At 63.0% G+C, this 21,260-nt stretch carries 21 protein-coding genes and 1 pseudogene; 11 read left to right on the plus strand and 11 right to left on the minus strand.

Translation table 11 applies throughout. From position 1 onward, the window contains the following. Positions 1-1,438: (Fe-S)-binding protein (locus C476_RS12575; RefSeq protein WP_008013549.1), on the minus strand; the 1,438-nt coding region annotated here is incomplete at its 3' end. 182 nt (positions 1,439-1,620) lie between these two features. Between C476_RS12575 and C476_RS12580 the strand changes: the two genes are divergently transcribed. After that, entirely contained in the window at positions 1,621-2,211 is a 591-nt protein-coding gene (locus C476_RS12580) for a hypothetical protein (protein WP_008013550.1), read from the plus strand. A 449-nt stretch (positions 2,212-2,660) separates the two neighbouring features. Next, positions 2,661-3,347 carry a CRISPR-associated protein Cas4 gene (locus C476_RS12585; protein WP_008013551.1) on the plus strand — a complete coding sequence of 229 codons (687 nt, stop codon included), beginning with the start codon at positions 2,661-2,663 and terminating at the stop codon, positions 3,345-3,347. Positions 3,348-3,355: 8 nt separating this feature from the next. On the opposite strand, the gene C476_RS12590 is transcribed toward C476_RS12585, so the two are convergent. The 3 genes from C476_RS12590 to C476_RS12600 are packed head-to-tail and all read right to left on the minus strand — an operon-like array spanning position 3,356 to position 4,818. Beyond that, a complete protein-coding gene (locus C476_RS12590; RefSeq protein ID WP_008013552.1) occupies positions 3,356-3,940 on the minus strand; it encodes an L-threonylcarbamoyladenylate synthase in 585 nt (194 codons plus the stop codon). A gap of 51 nt (positions 3,941-3,991) precedes the next feature. After that, positions 3,992-4,507 carry a redoxin domain-containing protein gene (locus C476_RS12595; RefSeq protein ID WP_008013553.1) on the minus strand — a complete coding sequence of 172 codons (516 nt, stop codon included), beginning with the start codon at positions 4,505-4,507 and terminating at the stop codon, positions 3,992-3,994. Beyond that, positions 4,507-4,818 carry a glutathione S-transferase N-terminal domain-containing protein gene (locus C476_RS12600; RefSeq protein ID WP_008013555.1) on the minus strand — a complete coding sequence of 104 codons (312 nt, stop codon included), beginning with the start codon at positions 4,816-4,818 and terminating at the stop codon, positions 4,507-4,509. The genes C476_RS12595 and C476_RS12600 overlap by 1 nt, the downstream gene beginning before the upstream one ends. Positions 4,819-4,930: 112 nt before the next feature. Between C476_RS12600 and C476_RS12605 the strand changes: the two genes are divergently transcribed. After that, positions 4,931-6,340, plus strand: coding sequence for a hemolysin family protein (locus C476_RS12605; RefSeq protein ID WP_008013556.1), 1,410 nt, complete (start codon positions 4,931-4,933; stop codon positions 6,338-6,340). A gap of 490 nt (positions 6,341-6,830) precedes the next feature. On the opposite strand, the gene C476_RS12610 is transcribed toward C476_RS12605, so the two are convergent. The 3 genes from C476_RS12610 to C476_RS12620 all read right to left on the minus strand — a co-directional run bounded on the left by C476_RS12610 (position 6,831) and on the right by C476_RS12620 (position 9,687). Beyond that, positions 6,831-7,550 carry a hypothetical protein gene (locus C476_RS12610; RefSeq protein WP_008013558.1) on the minus strand — a complete coding sequence of 240 codons (720 nt, stop codon included), beginning with the start codon at positions 7,548-7,550 and terminating at the stop codon, positions 6,831-6,833. Positions 7,551-7,685: 135 nt separating this feature from the next. Continuing rightward, the gene (locus tag C476_RS12615) at positions 7,686-8,876 is read right to left on the minus strand and encodes an inorganic phosphate transporter (protein WP_008013560.1); all 1,191 of its coding nucleotides are present in this window, start codon (positions 8,874-8,876) and stop codon (positions 7,686-7,688) included. Between the two features lie 88 nt (positions 8,877-8,964). Further along, a complete protein-coding gene (locus tag C476_RS12620) occupies positions 8,965-9,687 on the minus strand; it encodes a DUF5828 family protein (RefSeq protein WP_008013562.1) in 723 nt (240 codons plus the stop codon). A gap of 236 nt (positions 9,688-9,923) precedes the next feature. On the opposite strand from C476_RS12620, the gene upp reads away from it, so the two are divergent. After that, positions 9,924-10,601, plus strand: a complete 678-nt coding sequence (gene upp, locus C476_RS12625) for a uracil phosphoribosyltransferase (protein WP_008013564.1) — start codon at positions 9,924-9,926, stop codon at positions 10,599-10,601. 299 nt (positions 10,602-10,900) lie between these two features. Here the strand turns inward: upp and C476_RS19390 are convergent. After that, positions 10,901-11,095: pseudogene (locus tag C476_RS19390) on the minus strand (YgaP family membrane protein); the annotation flags it as partial. A 229-nt stretch (positions 11,096-11,324) separates the two neighbouring features. Between C476_RS19390 and C476_RS12635 the strand changes: the two are divergent. From C476_RS12635 to C476_RS12645, 3 genes are read left to right on the plus strand one after another with little or no spacing between them, the layout of a single operon-like run. Beyond that, positions 11,325-12,278: a TAXI family TRAP transporter solute-binding subunit gene (locus tag C476_RS12635; protein WP_008013567.1), complete on the plus strand. Its 954-nt coding sequence runs from the start codon at positions 11,325-11,327 to the stop codon at positions 12,276-12,278. Positions 12,279-12,314: 36 nt separating this feature from the next. Then, the gene (locus tag C476_RS12640) at positions 12,315-12,860 is read left to right on the plus strand and encodes a DUF1850 domain-containing protein (protein ID WP_008013569.1); all 546 of its coding nucleotides are present in this window, start codon (positions 12,315-12,317) and stop codon (positions 12,858-12,860) included. Further along, complete coding sequence (locus C476_RS12645; RefSeq protein WP_008013571.1) at positions 12,857-15,565, plus strand: TRAP transporter permease; 2,709 nt, start codon at positions 12,857-12,859, stop codon at positions 15,563-15,565. The genes C476_RS12640 and C476_RS12645 overlap by 4 nt, the downstream gene beginning before the upstream one ends. 143 nt (positions 15,566-15,708) lie before the next feature. On the opposite strand, the gene C476_RS12650 is transcribed toward C476_RS12645, so the two are convergent. Beyond that, the gene (locus tag C476_RS12650) at positions 15,709-16,323 is read right to left on the minus strand and encodes an IMPACT family protein (protein WP_008013573.1); all 615 of its coding nucleotides are present in this window, start codon (positions 16,321-16,323) and stop codon (positions 15,709-15,711) included. A 178-nt stretch (positions 16,324-16,501) separates the two neighbouring features. On the opposite strand from C476_RS12650, the gene C476_RS12655 reads away from it, so the two are divergent. Then, entirely contained in the window at positions 16,502-16,912 is a 411-nt protein-coding gene (locus C476_RS12655) for a DUF7522 family protein (RefSeq protein WP_008013574.1), read from the plus strand. 122 nt (positions 16,913-17,034) lie between these two features. On the opposite strand, the gene C476_RS12660 is transcribed toward C476_RS12655, so the two are convergent. Further along, complete coding sequence (locus C476_RS12660; RefSeq protein ID WP_008013576.1) at positions 17,035-17,538, minus strand: hypothetical protein; 504 nt, start codon at positions 17,536-17,538, stop codon at positions 17,035-17,037. 151 nt (positions 17,539-17,689) lie between these two features. Between C476_RS12660 and C476_RS12665 the strand changes: the two genes are divergently transcribed. Further along, a complete protein-coding gene (locus tag C476_RS12665; RefSeq protein ID WP_008013577.1) occupies positions 17,690-18,421 on the plus strand; it encodes a hypothetical protein in 732 nt (243 codons plus the stop codon). Positions 18,422-18,442: 21 nt separating this feature from the next. Here C476_RS12665 and hisB read toward each other — a convergent pair whose 3' ends face one another. After that, positions 18,443-19,030, minus strand: coding sequence for an imidazoleglycerol-phosphate dehydratase HisB (hisB, locus tag C476_RS12670; protein WP_008013579.1), 588 nt, complete (start codon positions 19,028-19,030; stop codon positions 18,443-18,445). A gap of 265 nt (positions 19,031-19,295) precedes the next feature. Between hisB and C476_RS12675 the strand changes: the two genes are divergently transcribed. Further along, positions 19,296-19,562 carry a hypothetical protein gene (locus C476_RS12675; RefSeq protein WP_008013585.1) on the plus strand — a complete coding sequence of 89 codons (267 nt, stop codon included), beginning with the start codon at positions 19,296-19,298 and terminating at the stop codon, positions 19,560-19,562. A gap of 126 nt (positions 19,563-19,688) precedes the next feature. Further along, positions 19,689-21,185 carry a TrkH family potassium uptake protein gene (locus C476_RS12680; protein ID WP_008013587.1) on the plus strand — a complete coding sequence of 499 codons (1,497 nt, stop codon included), beginning with the start codon at positions 19,689-19,691 and terminating at the stop codon, positions 21,183-21,185. Positions 21,186-21,260: the final 75 nt, after the last annotated feature.

The raw sequence follows: 21,260 nt of genomic DNA on the forward strand, positions 1-21,260 counted from the left end.
CTTCCTTGAGAATGGTTGCCAGCGACCGCGCGACCTGTTTGTTGCGCTCGTCGTAGCTCGGGAAGTCGCCGACGTACCAGAGGTAATCGACTTCCTCCTTGCGGGCGTCGGCCACGTCGAACTCGAGTTCCTCGGTCCAGTCGCCGCGATTGCGGGGTGAGTCACCGAAGGTGTTGCCGTTTTGCATGACGTTCTGGAAGACGTCCTGCATGCTCGAGTCGATGTCACCCTGGTCGGTGAGCTGGCGGTTGAGCCGGGTGAAGCTCTTGAGGTGTTCGATCTCGACGGGACAGGCGTCCATACAGGCCATACAGGCCATACAGGACTCCATCGTCTCGGCGTTGATCACCGAGGTGCCGCCGTCGGCGACGATCGGCTGGTCCTCGCCGCCGGCCTCGAGGTCCTCACGGTAGGATTTCAGATCGAGGATGACGTTGCGCGGATCGAGCGGGCGGTCGGAGGCTTTAGCGGGACAGACCGACGAACACCGCCCACACTTGGTACAGGCGTCTTGGTCCAGCAACTCTTTCCAGGTGAAGTCGTCGATAGACTCGGCGTTGGTCGCGTCCAGGTCCGAAGGGACGTTGGGCAGCCGTTTTCCGGCTTTCTCGTCACGGGTGACGACGTTGGCGAACGAGGAGAGCATGTGGAACGGCTTGGCGTAGGGGATCCACGCGATGAAGAAGAAGGCGATCAGCGAGTGGGTCCACCACGCGAGCCAGTGGAGGTTCTCGACGTTGAATCCGGCTCCGTTGAGCCCGGCCTGCTCGGGACCCAGCGTCGCCAGCCCGAGCGCGTCGAAGCCAAGCGCCATCCCGTAGGCGACGAAGCTGACGACCTCGTAGTCGGGAATCCCGGCGCTGTAGACGCGCAGTCCCTCGAGCAGGAAGCCACCGATGCCGAGGGCGAACAGTGTCCAGATGAACAGATCGTCCTCGAGAGAGGTGTGACGGTCCCAGAGACGGTGATTGCGGATCCAGTAGCGCCGATAGAGCGCCATGCCGATGCCGACGACGAACAGCAGGCCCATCGCGTCGACCATGAACTGGTAGGCGAGATAGAAGTCACCGTTCCAGAAGGAGATATGGAGCAGTTTCTTCGCGGCGTACTCTTCGACCATCAGGATGGAGGTCGCGATAAACAGCGTCAGGAACCCCCAGAGAATAAACGAGTGCATCAACCCGCCGTAGAGGTCTCTGTTGAACTGCTTCTCGTTCGAAAGCACGATCTTGGCCGCGCTTACGACACGGCGTTGCAAATCGTCGAGGCGAGGGAGCGACTCCCCGTCACCCTGCGTGTACCGAGCGAACCGTCGGTAGACACCGTAAGTGAAGACGGCAACCGTGACGAACGCAAGGAAGTAAAACACCGCATACTCGACGCTGGTGATCCCCCAGTACGTCTCCCTTGCGACGTCTGCCTGTGCTAACGTATTCATGCACAATGAGGTGGTGGGCTGTGACTTAATTCTTGTCACACTGCACCGAGGCAAATCCCGCTGCAGTCTTGCGAAAATTATACCATTATTTTTAGTTTATAATTCCTGTCCACATTCGAATGACTTCGATCGACGCTATCTGGCAACAGGCTTAAATAGACTCCCGTCGGGAGTGTCCACCCATGAACGAGAAAACCGAGGAACTCCGTGATCTCTTCACCGACGTGACCGACGGCGAGGAAACCGTCACCGAATCACAGGAAGATACTCGCGGCTCTCTCGAGCGAGACGAGCGATCGGACGAAGAACGCCTCCGCAGCGTCGTCCAGCAGATGCGCGAGCGCTACGCGTTCGAGACGCCGCTGTCCGACGACGAGTTGATCACGGTCGCACGAGGGTTCTACGACGAACGAAGCGACGCCGACCTCGCTGCCGAGTTGGCGGTCGACGAAGACGTGGTTTTCGACGCGCGGCTGTCCTTGCATCTCATCGGCGAGGACGACGCCGACGAAGTCGACCTCGCGGCGATCCGCGACCGCGAGGACGACGACGCGACGCTCGCTGCAGAATACGACGTTAGCGAGTCTCAAATCCGTCGGTACCGCCGCGTCGCCAAGGCAGAGACCCAGTCTCGAACGGCAAACGACCGCTACCGCGACGAGTTCGACAGCATCCTCGCCGACGCCGACATCACCGAGCGCATGACCACCGACGTCCGCGAAGACGGCCTCGAGGACGCGACGGAGGGCATGGAGACCGACGTGGACTTCTAAGACCAACCTTTTACGCTGTCGTTCGAGAGAGCGAAGCTCTCTCGTGACTGAGCGAATCGAAGATTCGCGATGTCCGCGAAACCTTCGGTTTCGCTTGATGACGAGACGCCTTTGGCGTCTCGAACCACGGTCTGTCACGCTGGCGGCTTCGCCGCACAGCGTGACGTCCCTCGGTAAAAGGTTGATCAAAAGCACCGGAAGACGATCCTGCTCGCTATCGCTCGCAGGCTGCGCCTTCCGAGCCTTCGTTCGCTCTGCTCACGAAGACACACCTCCCTCCGTTTCGCTCACTGCGTTCGCTCCACATCAGTCGTCGGCCCACTCGCTCACCCGTCGGGTTCGCTCGCGGATGCGGCACTGATTTCCGTTGACCCTCTCACGAACCGCCAGCGGACAGCCGTCGGATCACTCAGCGAGCCTTTTTATAGGAAGCCGCGGCCAGACGACTCGTGACCCGCACCCACGTCTCATTCAGTGACCTCCGAACTGCCGCTTACTGCGCGCGAAAGTGTTACTATCAGCGCGCGCTGCCGGCCGAAGAGCGCGAGCCACCGCCGGAAGTCGAGGCGATCCGCGCACTCGAGCCCCGGTACGAACCCCTGCTCGAGGCCCCGCCGGATGCCCTCACGTCCGAGCCCATTGCCGTCTCACCCGGTCGCTACCGCGAGCGGCTGGCGGCGACGAAACGGCGACTCGAGGACACAGGCGACTGGGAACGGCTTCGGAATCCCGACGAGCGGGACGTGTTCGCGACTGGCCGGCACTGTCGTGGAATCGTTCACAAGGTGCTCGCCGACCCGCTTGAGCCGGTACTGCTTTCGTCGGGTGCACCGCCCGAAACCGGTGTCTGGCAATCGCAGTCGGTTCACGCGGTTGCGGCTGCGAAAGCACTCGCCTGGGAGCACCAAGAATCGGTCGAGCGAGCCTGGCTCGAGTATCCGGCATACGGTGTGATCCGGTCGATCGACATAACGACCAGACGGAAGGCCCAGTATCGCAGCGCACTTCGGACGGTGCGCGAGTTGGACGGGCCACCGCCGCGGACGACGGCCCGGTCGAAATGCAACGCCTGTGAGTTCGCCACCGAATGTGGGGTCAAAACACGGACCCTGCGGTCACTGCTAGGACTCGGCTGACGGGTCGATCAGTGCGTCTCGAGCCAGGCCTCGATTTCGTCGGCTTGTGCGCCCCGGCGGTGGATCGTCGCCGATGAGACGTCGACGACGGTGCTTTCGGTGCCGTCCGTTTTGCCGCCGTCGAGAACGACTGCGGCGGCCTCGCGGATCTCGGGATCGAGGTCTCCAAGTTCCCGGACGCTCGGCTGGCCGCTGACGTTCGCGCTCGTCGCCGTAATCGGCGTGCCGGCGCGCTCACAGAGCCTGAGCGCGAGGGGATGATCCGGTACGCGGACCCCGACGCGGTCGCGACCCGCCGTGAGTTCCTCCGGGATGGTCTCACGTCGCCGGCAGAGGACCGTCACGGGTCCGGGAAGAAACGTCGCCATGAATCGCCGCTCCCGTTCGGTCGCGCGGACGTACTGCAGCGCCGACGGCACCGACGGCACTGCAAACGACAGTGGCTTCGATCGATCGCGTCCTTTCACCTCGAAGACCCGCTCGACGGCGTCGGGCTCGAGTGCCGCCGCGCCGAGGCCGTAGACGGTCTCGGTAGGGTAGACGACGAGGTCCCCAGCGTCGATTGCCTCGGCTGCACGGTCGAATTCGCTCATTCGATTCGAACTCGACCGATCTCGAGCAAAAAGCTGTCGCTCGGGGCTGTGTTACTCGAGGCCGAGGTCGGCCTCGAGGTCGTCGTAGTCGGGGAACTCGGGCCAGTCGGTAGCGACCCACGCACTCTCGACGGTGCGATCCGCGTCGAGTGCGAAGAAGGCGACTCGGGGTTCGCTGATGCCGGTCATGCCGTCGAGATCGTGGGCGATGCCGTAGGACTCGGCGACCTCGTTGCTCGGATCGGCGAAGAATCGGAACGGGTAGTCGTTGTCCTCGAGAAACCGCGTGACTTCGTAGGGGGTCGAGGCCGTGAGACCGACGACCTGGCCCGCACGCTCGTCCCAGTCACGGGCCGTGAGTTCGTCCCAGACGTACTTCGCGAGGAACGAGCCGGTCATCGGCGTGAACACGAGGATAGTTGGGCCGTCACACTCGTCGACGAGCGCCGAGAGCGGCCGGTCCTCCCAGAACTCGTCGGTGACCAGCGGGCGGGTGAACGCGGGCGCTGTTTCACCGGGGTCAGGATGATCTGCCGGGCCGAGGTCGACGACGTCGAAGCCGAGCATCAATCCCCACCTCCCGCGCTTGCTGCGGTTGCGTCGGGACGGTCGGCGTCACTGTCGCCGTAGGTCGTCTCGAGGTAGCCGACGATGTTTTCGCTCTCGGCCATCGTGACGCCGGTGGTCTCGTCGACGATCACTGGCACGGTCCGGACGCCGGCAACGCGTTTGACAACGTCCCGGTCGGAATGCATCGGTTCGACGAACCGCGATCGGTAGTCGAGATCGTACTCGCCTAACAGCCGGGCGACCCGCTCGCAGAACGGACAGCCCTGCAGCCGGTAAAACGTGATCGGTGGCTCGGCGGTCTCACTCATGGGCAACTGTAGCGCAAACGACCGGGTAAACGTGTCGTCGTCGGCGGCGATGGCCGTTAGTGATCCTCGAATAGGAAACTGTTAACCGATTCAGGGATAAGGCTGTATATCAATGGCGTTGTCTCCGCCCCTCGAGGCCGTGTTGGCTGTCTATGAGGTCCCGCTGGTGGGACTCGAGATCGATCAGTCGGTGGTGACGATCCTCGGAGCGCTCGCCCTCGTTGGACTTGTTGGTCTCTCAGCGTTCTTCTCGTCATCCGAAATCGCGCTGTTTTCGATCCCGAAACACCGCGTGGAAGGGATGGCCGAAGACGGGATTCCTGGCGCAGAGCGCGTGAAGGCGCTCAAGGAGGACCCACATCGGCTGCTCGTGACGATCCTCGTCGGGAACAACATCGTCAACATCGCGATGTCGTCGATCGCGACTGCGATCCTCGGGTTGTACCTCGGTGGCCTGACGGCCGTGACAGTTGCCACGCTCGGGATTACCGCTGTCGTCTTGCTGTTCGGCGAGAGCGCCCCCAAGTCCTATGCGGTCGAGAACACTGAATCCTGGTCGATTCGCGTCGCCGGGCCACTGAAAGTCGCCGAGAAACTGATGTTCCCGCTCGTCGTCCTCTTTGACTACCTCACCCGGCAGCTTAACCGTCTCACGGGGTCGACGACGGGTGCGATCGAGACGCCCTACGTCACCCGCGACGAGATTCAGGAGATGATCGAGTCCGGCGAGCGCGAGGGAGTCTTAGAGGAAGAAGAACACGAGATGCTCCAGCGGATCTTCAGATTTAACAATACGATCGTCAAGGAAGTCATGACGCCGCGACTGGACATGACGGCGGTGCCGAAAGACGCCACGATCGACGAGGCGATCGAGACCTGTATTCAAAGCGGCCACGCCCGTGTGCCGGTCTACGAGGGGAGTCTCGACAACGTCTTAGGAGTCGTTCACATCCGCGATCTCGTCCGCGATCTCAACTACGGCGAGTCCGGCACAGACGACCTCGAGCTCGGCGATCTCATCCAGCCGACGCTGCACGTCCCCGAGTCGAAAAACGTCGACGAGTTGCTCTCGGAAATGCGCGAAAACCGGATGCACATGGCGATCGTCATCGACGAGTTCGGCACCACCGAGGGGCTGGTGACGATGGAAGACATGATCGAGGAGATCGTCGGCGAGATCTTGGAAGGTGGCGAGGAACAGCCGATCGAGGCGATCGACGACGACACCGTCCTCGTCCGTGGCGAGGTCAACATCGAGGATGTCAACGAAACCCTCGAGATCGATCTCCCCGAGGGCCAGGAGTTCGAGACCATCGCCGGCTTCATCTTCAACCGCGCTGGTCGACTCGTCGAGGAGGGCGAGGAGATCACCTACGACGGCGTCCGCATTACGGTCGAGACCGTCGAGAACACGCGTATCTTGAAGGCGCGACTCAAGAAACTCGCGGTACCCGACGACGAAGCGGAGGGCGACAGCGAGGCTGCCACGCTCGAGGTCGAAGAAAACGAGAGCGAGCGGTAGCTGTAATTGAGGGCGCTAAGCCCCCTTCCTCAGCGAGCGAAGCAGCGAGCGAAGCGAGCAGGGAGGGGATACAGCGCCCGCACGTCTTGTTTTCGTGTGAATCGTCATCCTCACTACCGCTTCGGTCGAAGGTGGTAGTAAGATACTCACCGCGCTTCAGGCGTTGTTCAAACGTGGTTCGAAACGCCTTCGGCGTTTCGTCATCACGAAAGAGCGAAGCTCTTTCGAACGACGACAAAAAGCGTGCATCGTCGGTTGTGGCCGAGTGTCGATTCGGTAGGAGTGGGACGCTCCGAACCACCCGTGAAGGGAAGTCGCCTGCGGAGTCTGGAATCGTTCTCAGAAGTCGAAGAGTTCTGATGGGCCACACGAGAACGGAGTTCTCGTGAACGCTGTGGGATCTGTTCCTGCAAGTTCCGACACAGAAACAGGAAGCTCCGTCCTCAACAAGCGAGGGCCGGGTAGGCCCGAGCGCGGTAGGCGGAGTAGTTCACTGTTCCCCGTTGACGATCGCTGCGATGTCGCGTGCGACTGCGGGCGGGACGACGAGTCGACGCGGCCCTTGGACGTACTGTCCGTCCGGCTGGGCGTAGCGAAGCGATAACACGGCGGCATCGCCGATCGGGCGAACCGAGACGTCCTCGATCACCGTGAGATCGATCGCCTGTTTCGGCTCGTAGAGGTAGATCGTCTTGGCATCACGATCGAGCGTACCGACCGACTGCAGAAACGAGGCCAGCACGAGTGCGACGAGCGCAAGCGGGAGTAACAGTGTGACCAGCGCAGTGAAGGGGCTGGCACCGACGGCTAGCAATTCGTTCTGTGAGATGTATCGGCCGACACCCAGCAGCGAGCCGATAACGATTCCCATCACGACCGTGCCGACGGCAGCGTCCATTGCCCGATCCAGGCGTGTCCCCGACGGGACGCCTCCCGGGAGCCACTCGAGATAGCGCTCGGGCTCGTCCGTGGCGGCGAGTGCGAGGACTGTCGTGGCCAGCGCTGCGAGGAGGGCGATGACGACGATGCCACCGCCGACTTCGCTGGCCATTCGGTACAGCCGCCAGCTGACGACGATACTGATCGCGGCGAAGAACGTGCTGACGCCGAAGGTCCAGAGCAGCCGAACAGTACGCGAAGTGTTCGCGTCACGTCGCCACTGGACCGCATCGTCGGGGAGTTCGGTGCCGTCGACGGCGTCCTCGTCCATACTCGATGTCACGACCCGTCGTGTAAAGACTGTTCGATGTTGCTTGAGGACCGCATATGGTCTGCTGTCAGTCAGTGCCGGCGGGACCGCGACCCATCCTGCGATTGTACCGGGACATCGGGACAGCAGCCGGTCTCACAGCAGGAGTGCGCTGACAGCGGTGTAACTGACGTAGGCGACGACGATCGAACCGGCGAGCGAGCCAACCCATGCGAGGACGGTCAGCCCCATCTTGCGAGCGCTGACGCCACCGCCAGCGCCGGCCGCCGCGTACCCGCTGCCGATGATCGCGCTGACGATGATCTCGTTGAACGAGACCGGGATACCGAAGAATACCGCGGCCTGCGCGATAATAAACGAGGGGATCAGCGCCGCGATCGATCGGCGCGGTCCCAGCGATGAATAGTCCTGTGCGATCGCCTTGATCATCCGTGGTGCACCGGTCCACGACCCGAGCAGTAAGCCAAAGCCGCCGCCGACGAGCATCGCGAGCAACGGTAACTCGAGTTGGTTCGTGAGCGGGATCAACGGGCCGATCGCGAGCCCGACCTGACTGCCGCCGGCCGAGAAGGCCACGAGGCCGCCGAGGACGAGCAGGAAGTGCCGTTCGCCGCGTTCAGTTCCGTTGCCGAGATCGAGCGCGGTCGCGCCCGCCCACAGCGACGCGATGATCAGCGTGGCCACAGCGGTCCCGGCAGCCGCGGGAACGGGGAGCGAACTGCCGGATACCTGTGCGATCGACGCGCTGCTGGCCCCCGAGCCGAGGATCGCGAACTCGATGTTGGCGACGATCGCGCCGACGATGGCGGCCAGCCCGATCACGAGGTGTTCCTCTGCGATCGCGTCGGCCCGCAGGGCTCGAGCGACCGCGTACGCGATGGAGCCGCCGATAAACGGCGTCAGCACCCAGAGGGTGGCGATCTCGGTGTACTTCGCCCATGCGGGAGCGCCGCCCATGGCGAGGCCGGTCCCGATGACTGCGCCGGTGACGGTAAACGCCGTCGCGATCGGATACCCCGTGAAGATCCCGATCGCGACCAGTGCGGCCGCGATGAGCAAGGCGAGTGTGGCGGCGGTCGACGACAGCGTTACCCCGCCGATGAGTTCGGTGCCGACCGCCTCGGAGACGTTCGCCCCCTGCAACACCGCGCCGGAAAAGCCAAGCAACCCGACGAGAAAGCCGGCTCGCATCACCGAAATCGCGTTTGCGCCGACTGCCGGGGCAAACGGCGTCGACCCGCTCGAGCCGGCACCGATCGCCCAGGCCATGAAGAGACTCGCGAGCGCGGCCACGGCGAATGCGCCGGCTGTGGCGATATCGACCATCTATTCCCTTCCTACTGGATGTTCCTACAAGTGTGTGCCGACCTTCGGCTGGCAGTAGGGGCTGTCGCTGTCTTTCGCGCCGACGCGGTCAGTTCGTCGTCGACTTGGAGTTGTCGTCGGGTTCGGGTGGGGGCTCTGCGCCTTCGATGGCCTCGGCGGCGTCGGTATCTTTCTCGACTTCGACGTGCCAGCGGTCGATCTCGTCTTCGTACTCGGCGAGGCGGTCGGAGACTTCCTCTTTGAGCTCGTCGTCGTTGACGTTGATCTCGAAGACGAACTGCTCGCCGTTACCGCCGTTGCGCGCCGACTGCTGGATGTTGGCGCTGACGAGTTCGTTGTCGAAGTAGTACGGCGCGAGCTGGGTCATCACGTTCTGGTAGACCGTGTCTTCGACTCGTCGTAGCGCCTTGCGCCCTGCGGAGTCGGCCGCTCGCGCGACGTAGTCGATCGACTCCTTCCAGGTGTCGACCGCCGCCTCGGCGTCGTCGTCCTCGAGCCGTTCGTACGACTCCGAGAGTTTCTCGCCGGCGGTTTTGATGTCTTCGTCGGGTCCTTTCCCGGCCTTTTCTCCTTTGCCCTCCTCGACGCTGGCCTGATCGGCCGTCTTCTCGCTGACGTCCGACTCGAGGGTCTCATGGGCTTTGGGACGCCACTCCTCCCACTCCTCGAAGGCGGCGGTGTAGTCCGCGTCGGCGGCCTGTTCGGAGTCGTGGACATCGATCTCTCGAAGCGCGCGCGTAATGCGTTCGCCGTGTTCGACGATGTCGCCCCAGTCACCGCGAACCTTGAATCCCGAGATACTCTCTTCCATTCGGCTGGCCGACTGATAACGTGCGAACGAGTATAAACTTCTCTGCCGGCACCTGTCAGGGTGCCAATGGCCTTTTTTCGTGTATCTGGACTCGAGGCCCGCGCTAGCCGTGGGGACACGACGAATTACACCTCGTCGAATGCGACCATGTCTATCGTGACCAGTGGCCGAGGGGATCGGTGTGAGGCTTGTGGTTGATCGATACTGTGAACTATCCGGCGAGTGGCTGTACGGGTATGCCGATTGAAGACCGGGATGATGCCTATCTCATCACGCACGCACTGGCAAAGGATACGCTCTCGCGCCTGCGCGACGTCGAGACCGAGCAGGTCAGCTTCCGGAAGGGGCTAGTCAAACTCGGCCGGATCTGTGGCTACGAGATCATCGACGGGCGGATGGAAACCGAGTACGTCGAGATCGAGACGCCGCTCGAGTCGACGATGGGCGAGCGCGTCAAGGGACTGGACAACGTAGTCATTATCAACGTCTTGCGCGCCGCGACGCCGTTCGTCGAGGGCCTGCTGAAGGCGTTCCCGCGGGCACGACAGGGTGTCATCAGCGCCAGCCGTGACGAGGAAGCGGGTCGCGACGATGACGGTTCGTTCCCCATCTCGGTCGACTACGTCAAACTGCCCGAGATCACCGAGGAAGACACGGTCATCATCGCCGACCCGATGCTCGCGACGGGGAGTACGATGTGTACCGTCCTCGATCACGTCATCGAGAACGCTCCCCAGCCGGAGAACCTGATCGTGCTCTCGGCTGTCTCGGCCCCTGAAGGCCTGCTCCGCGTCGGCGAAGAACACGACGAGGCCGACCTGCTGACGGTCTCGATCGACGACCGCCTCGACGACGACGGCTTTATTGTTCCCGGCCTCGGCGACGCCGGCGACCGGGCGTTCCGGACGACGTGAGCCGCTTGCGCGCGCTCTCTCACTGACCGGGAACCCGGACTGTTGTTGATCGTCGTAAATCGAACTGCTATGAGCGACAGCGTCGGTCCGGACTCGAGCGGCCCGCTTCGACGCTATCTTGATTCAGCGAGAGAATCCCGTCCTTCCCGTGAGTGACGAGTGTTCCGACGCGCTGTCGGAACCGAGGAGCGAACAGGGCGGGAGNATCCCGTCCTTCCCGTGAGTGACGAGTGTTCCGACGCGCTGTCGGAACCGAGGAGCGAACAGGGCGGGAGTGAATCGCGTAAGCTCTGTTGTGCCGTGTCGCAGGTGTCGATTCCGAGTAACGCGTTCAGCGGGCAGCGCTGGATGACCGCGGTGGCGAGGAGGTCGCTGCCGGCGACGAACGCGAGCGTGCCAAGCGTCCGCTGTCGGGTTCGATAGCCGACGACGAGGAGTCCCATCGCGAGAAGTATACGGCCGACTCGATCGATTCCACAGACGTTCCTGTCCATGCTCAATCGAACACGACGAAGTGGCGTATAGATTCCCTTGCCTTCGCCGGGACCGGTCGAATCCGATTGCTGCTGACAGTCAGAATGTTAATTATATACCTTATATTATTGATTATGGATAATATTAGTGAACAAACATTTGTTGACTGTCCACAACCAGTAACAGATGTGGAAACATAGCTCCTCAAAATTGATAATGCATAAATAGCTTCGCTATTATCGTGGGAGTATGTCATACGATCTCAACAGACGACGATTCGTGACAGCAGCAGGTGCTGTCGGTTTGACGGCACTCGCCGGCTGTAGCGGCAGTGACAGTGCAGGTGGAAATACCCTTTCGTGGCACGCTGGTGGCACTGGCGGCACGTACTACCCACTCTCGAACAACTTCAAGACCATCATCGAGGACAACACGGACTACTCGCTGCAGGTACAGTCGACCGGTGCGAGCCTCGAGAACGTCGGTAGCCTCAACCGCGAGGATGCCGACTTCGCGCTGATTCAAAACGACGTCGCCTACTTCGCGGTCAACGGCACGGGTACCGAGGACCTCCAGGGCAACCCGATGGAGAACATTCGCGGCGTCGCGACGCTGTACCCCGAAACGATCCACGTCATCACGCAGGCCGATTCTGGGATTGAGACGGTCGAAGACCTCGACGGGAAGACGGTCAACACCGGCGACTCGGGCAGCGGGACGCAGGTCAACGCGTTGCAGATCCTCGAGACCGCCGGCATCGAGGAGGGTGACTTCACCGAGCAGAATACCGACTTCGATACGGCGACGGACCAGATCCGTGACGGCGACGTCGACGCGGCGTTCGTCGTCGGCGGCTGGCCGGTCGGCTCCGTCGAGAACCTCGCGACCAGCTCGGACATCTCGCTCGTCGAGATCGGCGGCGAGACCCGCGAGGACGTTATGAACGACGCCGAGTGGTTCGCCGAGGACACGATTCCCGCCGATACCTACGACAGCATCAGCGAGGACGTCGAGACGGTGTCGATGCAGGCGATGATTGCGACCCACGAAGGTGTCGACGAAGCGGTCGTCGAAGCCGTCACGACGGCGATCTTCGACAACGTCGACGCTATCGACCAGAAGTCGGAGTTCATCGATGTCGACTCGGCACAGGACGGCATGCCGATCGACCTTCACCCAGGCGCTGCGGCATATTTCGGCTAAGCCAACCAGCGCAACCACTTCCGTAATTTATCGACCGTGAATCGCTCACCGTACCGCTATCTGGCCGTTATCGTGGCCGTCCTCGTACTGGTTGGAGCAACAGCAACCGTTACATCGACTGCGTCGGCACAGCGAACGCTCGTCGTCACCGATGCAGACACCGGCGACGAACTGCTTTCGGTGCCGGTCGACGATGGCGACGTCGTGACGCTCTCGTACACTCATAGCGTCGAGAAGACGACTGTCGAAGACATCTACGTCGTCGACGGGACCCAGCTCCGAATGGATCGAATGGTGTTTCATTCACACGGCGCTGGCCTGCCGTCGGATGCACCGATCGAGACGACCGACGAGGGACTCGTCCTCGAGCGCAACGAATCGTACGACGAACTCGGCGTCGTTCCGGGGTGGATCGCCGGACACGAACTCATCGTCGACGGTGAGCGCTACGACTTGGTCTCGCTTTCCGATGACGCAGTCACTCTCTCGGTAACCGAGCGCACGCTCGTCGACGAACTCCGCCAGTCTGCGGCCCGAGCCGTATCGATAGACGAACCGAGAAGTTCACACATGATACTATGAGTACAGACACACAGGACGCGGAGTCTCTTTCGAACGAAGAACAGGACGAATTACTACAGGAGGTCGAGCGGAGTCGCTCCCATCAGGGGCTATCGGCTGCATTCGTCGCCCTGATCGGCATCACGTTTTCGGCGTTCCAGATGTGGATCGCAGCCCGCAGCTACCAGTTCAGCGCGACACTGCCGGGTATCGGGACCGTCGAAATCGCGTCGCTCCAGCCGTTGCAGGTGTACACGATCCACGTCACCTTCGCGCTCGTCCTCGCGTTTTTGTTGTTCCCGGCGAGCACCGGCGACGGATTCGTTGCCCGCCGCCTCGGCGCGATCGTTCCTGCCGTCAGCGACCGGCTCGGTCCGGACAGCCCTGTCACGCGAGCCGTCGAACGACTCCGTGACGGCGTCCGGTGGGCAGCTATCGACCCGAGCCTGCGTCGGATCACACCGCTTGACGCCCTCCTCGCCGCCCTCTCGCTGTTCCCGGCCTACTATATCGTCACCTCGTACGACGAGATCCAGCGGCTCGCGACCTTCGGCATCCAGTCGGGCGCACCGCTCGCTGAGTCCGTTCCGCCACAGTTCGAGCCGTTCGCCGCCGGGCTGACCATGCTCTTGCCGCTTGATGGGCAGTCCGGCGCGTTCCTGCTTGGCGCACTCGGCATTCTGCTCGTGCTCGAGGCGACGCGCCGGACGCTCGGCGTCGTGCTCATGTCGCTGATCGCGTCGTTTATCGTCTACGCTCGCTGGGGGTATTTCATCCCGAGCGATTCGGCGATCGGTGCGCTGGCGATCCAGCCCGACACCTGGGCGAGTATCGTCTACGACCTCTGGTACACGACGGAGGCGGGCATCATGAGCACGCCCGTTTCCGTCAGCGTTCGCTTCATCTACATCTTCATCCTCTTCGGGGCCTTCCTCGAGATGAGCGGTGCTGGTAAGTGGTTCATCGACCTCGCGTACTCGATGACCGGCACCAGAAAAGGCGGGCCGGCGAAAGCGAGCGTCGTCTCGAGTGGCTTCATGGGAATGCTCAGCGGTTCGTCGATTGCCAATACGGTGACGACGGGCGCGTTCACGATCCCGCTGATGAAGCGGTCGGGCTACTCACCCGAGTTCTCGGGTGCAGTGGAGGCGTCGGCTTCCTCTGGCGGACAGGTCCTTCCGCCTGTGATGGGCGCGGCCGCGTTCCTCATCGTCGAGTTCACTGGAACGGCGTACTCTGACGTGATCATGGCCGCGACCCTGCCTGCGATCGCGTTCTTCTTCGGGATGTGGGTCATGGTCCACTTCGAGGCGGTCCGTGGCGGAATCGGCGGCCTCGCGCGCGGGGAACTGCCCAACGGGCTCGAGAATTTCCGCACCGGCTGGTTCTATCTGATTCCGCTCGTCCTCCTGATTTACTTCCTGGTCATCGCTCGCCTGTCGATCAACCGCGCCGGCTGGTACACGATCATCGCCATCACCGCGTTGATCGCCGTCGTGGCTGCCTACGACGAGCGCAACCGTGTGCCGCTGCTCGGCTCGATTGCCGCGGTCACGCTCGCTCACACCGCCGCCTTCGCGGCCTACGGCGTCGGCCTCGGGTCTGCGGTGCAGGTCTTACTCGGCCTCGAGTCGGCCGCCGATCCGTACGCACTCGGTGCTGCGGCGAGCGCGGCCGTCTCGGATCTCGGGACGATCGCAATCCTCGTCAGCGTTGCATTCCTGTTCGCCCGACCGCGAGCGGACGCACCGCTGCTCGAGCTCGATGACTCGGTTTCGCAGTCCGCACGTCGGTCTGCGGCGTCGCTCGGCCGGCCGTCGCTCGCCGACACCGCGGGCTACCGCTTCGGGACGTTCGTCCTGAAATCGATGGACTCGGGCGCACGAACCGCGACCACGGTCGTCATCGCCGTCGCAGCCGCAGGCGTCGTTCCGGGCGTGATCAGCGTCTCTGGACTCGGCCCGAACCTCGCAGCGCTCATTGACGCCGTCAGCGGCGGTTCGATCCTGATCCTGCTCAGCCTGACGGGCGTTGCGGCGATTATCTTCGGGATGGGAATGCCCACGACTGCGATGTACATCATCCTAGTCGCGATGCTCGGCGGGCCGATGGAGGATCTGGGCGTCTGGGTCGTCGCGGCTCACCTCTTCGTCCTCTACTTCGGCCTGATGGCTGACGTCACGCCGCCGGTCGCCGTCGCCGCCTTCGCCGGCGCAGGCGTCGCCAAAGCCGACGAACTCAAAACCGCGACCGCCGCGTTCCTCCTCTCGCTGAACAAGATCCTCGTCCCCTTTGCGTTCGTGTTCTCCCCGGGCATCCTGCTCGCACGGAACGTCAACGGCGAGTGGGGACTCATCGGCTGGAGCGACGTCACGGATCTTAGCTTCTTCCTCCCCGACGTCGTCGTCCCCATCCTCGGGATGTTCCTCGGCGTCTACGCGCTCGGGGTCACAATCATCGGCTACCAGTACTCGTCGGTCGGCGCCGGCACACGCGCGCTGTACGCGATCGCCTCGATCCTCCTGATGGTGCCCGAAGTGCCGCTGCTCGTCCTCGAGGGCGCACTTGCACTCGCCGGCGTCCCCATCGGCCTCACCAGCCTCTTGGCGACGCTCCTGCTTCGCGTGCTCGGCTTGGCGATCCTCGTCTCGCTGTCACACCGCAACTACACGCGACTGTCCGGGTCCGAGTTCGAGTCCGCTACGCCGACCGTCGGCGAGGCCTAAGGCGTCCGTCGCGGTTCCGTTCCACTTCTCTTTGCGGCTGGCCGACTGGGTGTCTCCGTCTCATACAGACTCCTCTCAGTCAGTTCCGGCGTACCCGCGACCCGCTGCACGGGTGCGCCGGTACCCAGTGATAGCAGACCGCCTCACTCGAGGTCGGCCCGACCGCTCGTCGCACTGCGAACCCGATCACGGAGCGCTTCGGCCGCTGCGAGCGGGACGCGCACGTCAAACCGCACGTCGGCTTCGTAGTCGGCGTCGAACTCGTGGCCCTCGCTTTCTAAAATCGAGCGAACCGTTCCTGAATCGTCGTAGTCGACGGTGATCGACAGCTGTTCGTGTGGCTGTTCCTCGATGACGCCCGCCGCCTCGACGGCCTCTTTGACCGCCCGAGAGTAGGCCCGGACGAGGCCGCCGACGCCGAGGTTCGTCCCGCCGTAGTAGCGAGTGACGACGACCGCACAGTTCTCGAGGTCTTGCTGGGTGAGCACGTTCAGCGCCGGTTTGCCGGCCGAGCCCGATGGTTCGCCCTCGTCGCTTGCGTACTCCCGGAGGAAGTACCCCTCGCCGTCATCTCCGGTCCGCACGCGGTAGGCGGGAACGTTGTGGGTCGCATCGGCGTACTCCTCTCGGACGGCGTCGATAAACGCCTCGGCAGCATCGACGGAGTCGACCGGCCGGACGTGGCCGATAAACTCCGAGCCCTGAACGACGAACTCGGCGGTAGCGGCGTCGGCGACTGTCAGGTATGCGTCGCTCACCGCCGTTCACCTCTCGAGTCGGTCCCCCCCTGTCGGTGCTCGAGACTGGCCATAGCGACACTTTTCCGGCCGGTGAAAAGAGCCCGTCGGTCCCCTCGTCTGGCGGCTGCAGATGGGCCGCCAGGTATGTTTCGCCCCGACCAGTACGTTATTATTTCTCTATGTGGTGTGTGGGCATATGGAAAGCGAGGCGATCGATTCCCAACTTGCGGACGAGCTTCGAAGCGTCTGCCGGACGACGGTGGGCGACGAACTCCGTAGTATCACGTACTTCACTGAGGACGTCGTCGAGCAACTGTATCTGCGCTCGGATCTGGAACGAACGGCCGACCTCGTCGGCTTTGCCGACCACGAACGGCGGGGCTTTCACTCGCAGTCGGCGTACCGAAACACGCAACTCGGCGACTATCAGGCGACGATTCGGCTGTTCGAAAACGGCTACCTCTCGCGGGTCATCCGGGGACCGTACGGTGTCTGGGTGACGACCGACGCCATGTCGATCGACCGCTTCGAGGAACTGACGAGCGCGCTCGAGACAGTGCTCACCGACTTCGCGGCTGTTGCCGACGCCGAGGCTGCCGACGACTGATACTGCCGGACAGAACGACGTGACGATCGGTCGCGCTGCTGCGGCCGTCACCGGTGGAGACGACCGCGAATCCGCGACCGACTTCGTATTGACTGCTGTCCGACAGTATGAGCGACTGGCGGCTACTGCAACTCGATCTTCCGGACGAATTCGAGGTCGCGGAGTTCGGTGATGACGTCGCCCGGGAGTTCCTCGTCGGTAATCAGGTAGAGTCGGGGTTGGTCGGTGAACTCGGGGTCTTCGCTGATCGTCTGGCGGATCGAGATCCCGTTGTCGGCGAGCGTTCCCGTTACCTCGGCGACGATTCCCTCTCGTTCGGCGTCGTCAGGCGTGATCGTCAGCACCGTCAGGTCAAGCACTGGCGCCAGGTCCATCAGACTCGGCACCTGCGAGATGTTCTGGAAGATACGTCGGAGTTCGGGATCCTCGAGGATGACGTCGGTCGTCGAGTCGACGACCCGTCGATCGATGCCGATTTCGCGAGCGATTCCCGTGTTCGGAATTTCGATGCCGCCAGAGACGACGCGCCCGTCGTCGTTGACGGAGAACCCTCGCTCGAGCAGCAGGCGGATCACGGCCTGCTGACTCGGCGACCCCTCGAACTTCTCCATGATCTCGTCGAACATCCGTTGTCACCCCTACGAGTGCGTAAGTATAATGTCCGGCGATCGATCGTGCTCGTGGCCCCACCGCGACGGGTCGTGGTCCACAGCCGATCCCGTGTCGATACCGGCGTCTGACGGATGCTTTTAGAACTCGGCCACGTGATCAGTCAGTATGCGCGAACTTCGGACCTGTGACTTCTGTGCCGCCGACGCCGTCGGCACGTTCGAAATCGTCCCGCCCGAACTCGAGCCGACGGAGGCCGAACAACGCCGCGTCGTCTGCTGTCCAGACTGCCGGGATCGACTCGAGACGCTGCTCGAACCGCTGCTCGTCCGCCTTGGGATCGCGGATTCCGACGCGACCGACGACAGCCGACCCACACACGACTCGGTCGTCACCGCCGCTGACAGCGCGACGACCCGGTCTCGCCCCGCGTCGGCGAACTCGAACGCGACCGTCACGGACGTTCCCACCGACGAGACGGCCGCTTTCGACACGTCAGAGACAGATCATGCCGACAACGAGGGCGATACCGACGCCAGCGAGTCCGATCCAGACGCCGATGCGTCCGATCCGAACGCCGACGAAGCCGACGCGGACGCGCCGAACCTCGAGGGCGGTATCACGCTCGAGCGCGACGAACAATCGGACGACACCGGCGCAGACCCTGCGGACGCGACCGACAGTGCCGACACGCCACCCTCGTCGGCGAGCCCGCCGCGGGCCTACAGCAAGGTCGTTCGACTCCTCCGAAACCGCGAGTTCCCCATGCAGCGACGTGCCGTCGAGGACCTGGCTGCGGGAGCCTACGACCTCGAGAGCGACGAAGTCGAAGCGATCGTCGAGTACGCGATCGAGGACGGTGAGTTCGTCGAAAACCGGGGGGAACTGCGCCGTCCGTAACACATCGCTGGTCGCGAGCCGCTACAGCGTGCCCTTCGTGCTCGGCGTTCCTTGCCGTCGCTCGTCGATCCGGGTCGCATCGTCGAGGCTCCGGGTCAGCGCCTTGAACAGCGCCTCGACCTCGTGGTGGGCGTTCTCGCCGCTGACCGCGAGGTGCAGCGTCAGACCGGCATTCATCGCCAGCGACTCGCCGAAGTGACGCGCCATGTCGCTGGTAAAGTCGCCGATCTGCTCCTGAGAGAACGTCCCGTCGAAATAAAAGCGCGGTCGGCCGCTCACGTCGACGACGGCGCTTGCGACGGCCTCGTCGAGGGGCACTTTCCGGTCGGCGTACCGGACGATCCCAGAGCGATCGCCCAGCGCCTCGTCGAACGCCTCGCCGAGGACGATCGCCACGTCTTCGACCGTGTGGTGGTCGTCGATCTCGAGGTCGCCGTCACACTCGACCTCGAGGTCGAACAGACCGTGTTTGGCGAACGACGTCAGCATGTGATCGAAGAAACCAATGCCGGTGTCGATCGCGGCCGTCCCGGTCCCGTCGATCGTCAGCGTACACTCGATCGACGTCTCGGCCGTCTCGCGCGTGCGGGTCGCCGCTCGCTCGCTCATGTCGAACGCATACCGTCCCCGGTACAAGGGGGTTGCGCTCGCTGCCCAGCGACACCGGTTCGGAGCCCTTCTCTTCTCTGTTCGACACTAATCCAAGAAACTCTCTCAAAATCAGTTATAAAATGTCTGGACGTTTCTTACACGGTATAAAAACATTAGCCGGATTACAACATTCACGTAAAACGGACCGAAACCGCGCCAATCTTCGACCCGTTATATGGGCCCTGTGGTGAATGGTGTATTCAAGAAGAGGTGCTCCGTCCCGATGTCAAACTCTCCCGTTTCGAACGACTCGATCGCCCCGTCGAGCCCTGAGCCGGAGGTCAAGCGCGATCAGTCGAACTGGATCCTCCGTTCGCTCAAGGGCCCAACGCAGTTTCTCTCGTTCTGGGCCGCGATCGCGCTCCCGTTCGTCCATCTCCCGCTGCTCACACAGGGGCTTGGTGATCCCGACGTGACGCTGGTATTTTTCCTCTTGCTCGCCGCCAACGTCTTCGCTCTCTACGTTGGTCACGGATACAAACAGGAGTGAGCCGGTCGTCTATCGGTCAGTGCCCACCGGTCACTCGTTACAGCAGACCGTCTCAGTGACAGTCGTCCATATGCGTCGTCTCTTCACTCCGAATCGTTATCTTGCCGGCCGTTGATACGTCGGTAGATGGCGCTTCGTGTCGACTGGCGCTCGAGTTGTAGCCTCGCCGGGACAGTCCTCAAGTGGCTCTCGATCCCGACGGTCGCGCCGCTCGCGCTCGCCATCGTCGACGGGGACGATCCGTTGCCGTTTCTCGTCATGTTCGCCGTCACCGTCGTCTTTGGGACCGGCCTCGAGGCGCTGACCGACGACCGCGAGATCGGCCAACGGGAGGCGTTTTTGATGGTCGCGCTGACGTGGCTCGGCGTCGCGCTGGTCGGGGCGATTCCGTTTCTCGTCGCGGGGACGGGCGTGTTCGCACGGCCGGTCAACGCCGTTTTCGAGAGCATGAGCGGCGTGACGACGACTGGCGCGACCGTGATCGCGGATTTTGGGGTTCACTCCCGGGCGCTCTTGCTCTGGCGGGCGCTCCTCCAGTGGCTCGGCGGCCTCGGCATCCTGATCGTCGCGATCGGCCTGTTCTCACATCTGCTCGTCGGCGGTGCCCAGCTGATGGAGACCGAAACCCAGACTCGAAGCGTCCACAAACTCCATCCCCACCTCGACCGGACGGCCCGTCTCATCTGGGGACTGTACGTCGGATTGACGGTCCTGACGACGGTCGTTCTCTTCGCCTTCCACCTCGCCGGCTTCGCACCCGAGATGGACCTCTACAACGCCGTTGCACACGCCCTGACCAGCGTCTCGACTGCCGGCTTCTCGCCACAGCCCGACAGCATCGGCGCGTTCTCGCCGATCGTCCAGTGGACGCTCATCCCGGTCATGATCGTCGGCGCGACCAACTTCGTGATCCTGTATGCCGTAACGCAGGGCAATCTCCGCCGGCCGCTCGAGTCCGCCGAGTTCCGGTTCTACGTCGCCCTCCTCGCGTCGGTCGCGACGATCGTCATCACCACCCTCGCGCTCGATCCCGATATTGCGATGGGGCTCGAGCCGACGATTCGCCACGGCCTGTTCAACGTGGTGTCGATGGTGACGACGACGGGCTACGCGTCGGCGAACTTCGATCTCTGGTCGCCCGGTGCGAAGCACATGCTGTTTCTCTGTATGTTCACCGGCGGGATGGCCGGATCGACGACGTGTTCGATCAAGTCGCTGCGCTGGCTGGTGGTCCTCAAGGCGTTCCGCCGCAACCTGTTTCTGGCCGTTCATCCGGATGCCGTTCGACCGCTTCGCCTCGACGAGACGGTGGTCGACGAGGAGACCATCGGCGACGTTTTCACGTATGTCACCCTCGCGCTGGTCATCTTCTTCCTGCTGACGGTCGTCATCATCGTCGATGCCGCCCGCGTCGGCAATCCGGTCGACGAGTTCGACGCCCTTGGCGCGGCCGCCTCGATCTTCCTCAACATCGGTCCTGCCTTCGGCGTCGCCGGCCCGTTCGACAACTACCTCGCGTTCTCACCGCTGACTCGAACCGTGATGATCGCCATGATGTGGATCGGCCGCATCGAGATCATTCCGGTGCTCGTCCTGTTGACTCCCGAGTTCTGGGAGCGCTAAACGCCGAGGCAGTCGGCGGCCCACTCACGATTGCGCTGCAACCATCGAACTGCGTCCCGCTCGAGTCGCCAGTCG

Source organism: Natrinema limicola JCM 13563 (assembly GCF_000337475.1).
Classification (GTDB): Archaea; Halobacteriota; Halobacteria; order Halobacteriales; family Natrialbaceae; genus Natrinema; species Natrinema limicola.

Bases quoted from the DNA above. Each gene is read 5' to 3' on its own strand.
- C476_RS12580 (WP_008013550.1), top strand. From the start codon at position 1,621: ATGAACGAGAAAACCGAGGAACTCCGTGATCTCTTCACCGACGTGACC.
- C476_RS12590 (WP_008013552.1), bottom strand. From the start codon at position 3,940: ATGAGCGAATTCGACCGTGCAGCCGAGGCAATCGACGCTGGGGACCTC.
- C476_RS12595 (WP_008013553.1), bottom strand. From the start codon at position 4,507: ATGCTCGGCTTCGACGTCGTCGACCTCGGCCCGGCAGATCATCCTGAC.
- C476_RS12600 (WP_008013555.1), bottom strand. From the start codon at position 4,818: ATGAGTGAGACCGCCGAGCCACCGATCACGTTTTACCGGCTGCAGGGC.
- C476_RS12605 (WP_008013556.1), top strand. From the start codon at position 4,931: ATGGCGTTGTCTCCGCCCCTCGAGGCCGTGTTGGCTGTCTATGAGGTC.
- C476_RS12610 (WP_008013558.1), bottom strand. From the start codon at position 7,550: ATGGACGAGGACGCCGTCGACGGCACCGAACTCCCCGACGATGCGGTC.
- C476_RS12615 (WP_008013560.1), bottom strand. From the start codon at position 8,876: ATGGTCGATATCGCCACAGCCGGCGCATTCGCCGTGGCCGCGCTCGCG.
- C476_RS12620 (WP_008013562.1), bottom strand. From the start codon at position 9,687: ATGGAAGAGAGTATCTCGGGATTCAAGGTTCGCGGTGACTGGGGCGAC.
- upp (WP_008013564.1), top strand. From the start codon at position 9,924: ATGCCGATTGAAGACCGGGATGATGCCTATCTCATCACGCACGCACTG.
- C476_RS12635 (WP_008013567.1), top strand. From the start codon at position 11,325: ATGTCATACGATCTCAACAGACGACGATTCGTGACAGCAGCAGGTGCT.
- C476_RS12645 (WP_008013571.1), top strand. From the start codon at position 12,857: ATGAGTACAGACACACAGGACGCGGAGTCTCTTTCGAACGAAGAACAG.
- C476_RS12655 (WP_008013574.1), top strand. From the start codon at position 16,502: ATGGAAAGCGAGGCGATCGATTCCCAACTTGCGGACGAGCTTCGAAGC.
- C476_RS12660 (WP_008013576.1), bottom strand. From the start codon at position 17,538: ATGTTCGACGAGATCATGGAGAAGTTCGAGGGGTCGCCGAGTCAGCAG.
- C476_RS12665 (WP_008013577.1), top strand. From the start codon at position 17,690: ATGCGCGAACTTCGGACCTGTGACTTCTGTGCCGCCGACGCCGTCGGC.
- hisB (WP_008013579.1), bottom strand. From the start codon at position 19,030: ATGAGCGAGCGAGCGGCGACCCGCACGCGCGAGACGGCCGAGACGTCG.
- C476_RS12675 (WP_008013585.1), top strand. From the start codon at position 19,296: ATGTCAAACTCTCCCGTTTCGAACGACTCGATCGCCCCGTCGAGCCCT.
- C476_RS12680 (WP_008013587.1), top strand. From the start codon at position 19,689: ATGGCGCTTCGTGTCGACTGGCGCTCGAGTTGTAGCCTCGCCGGGACA.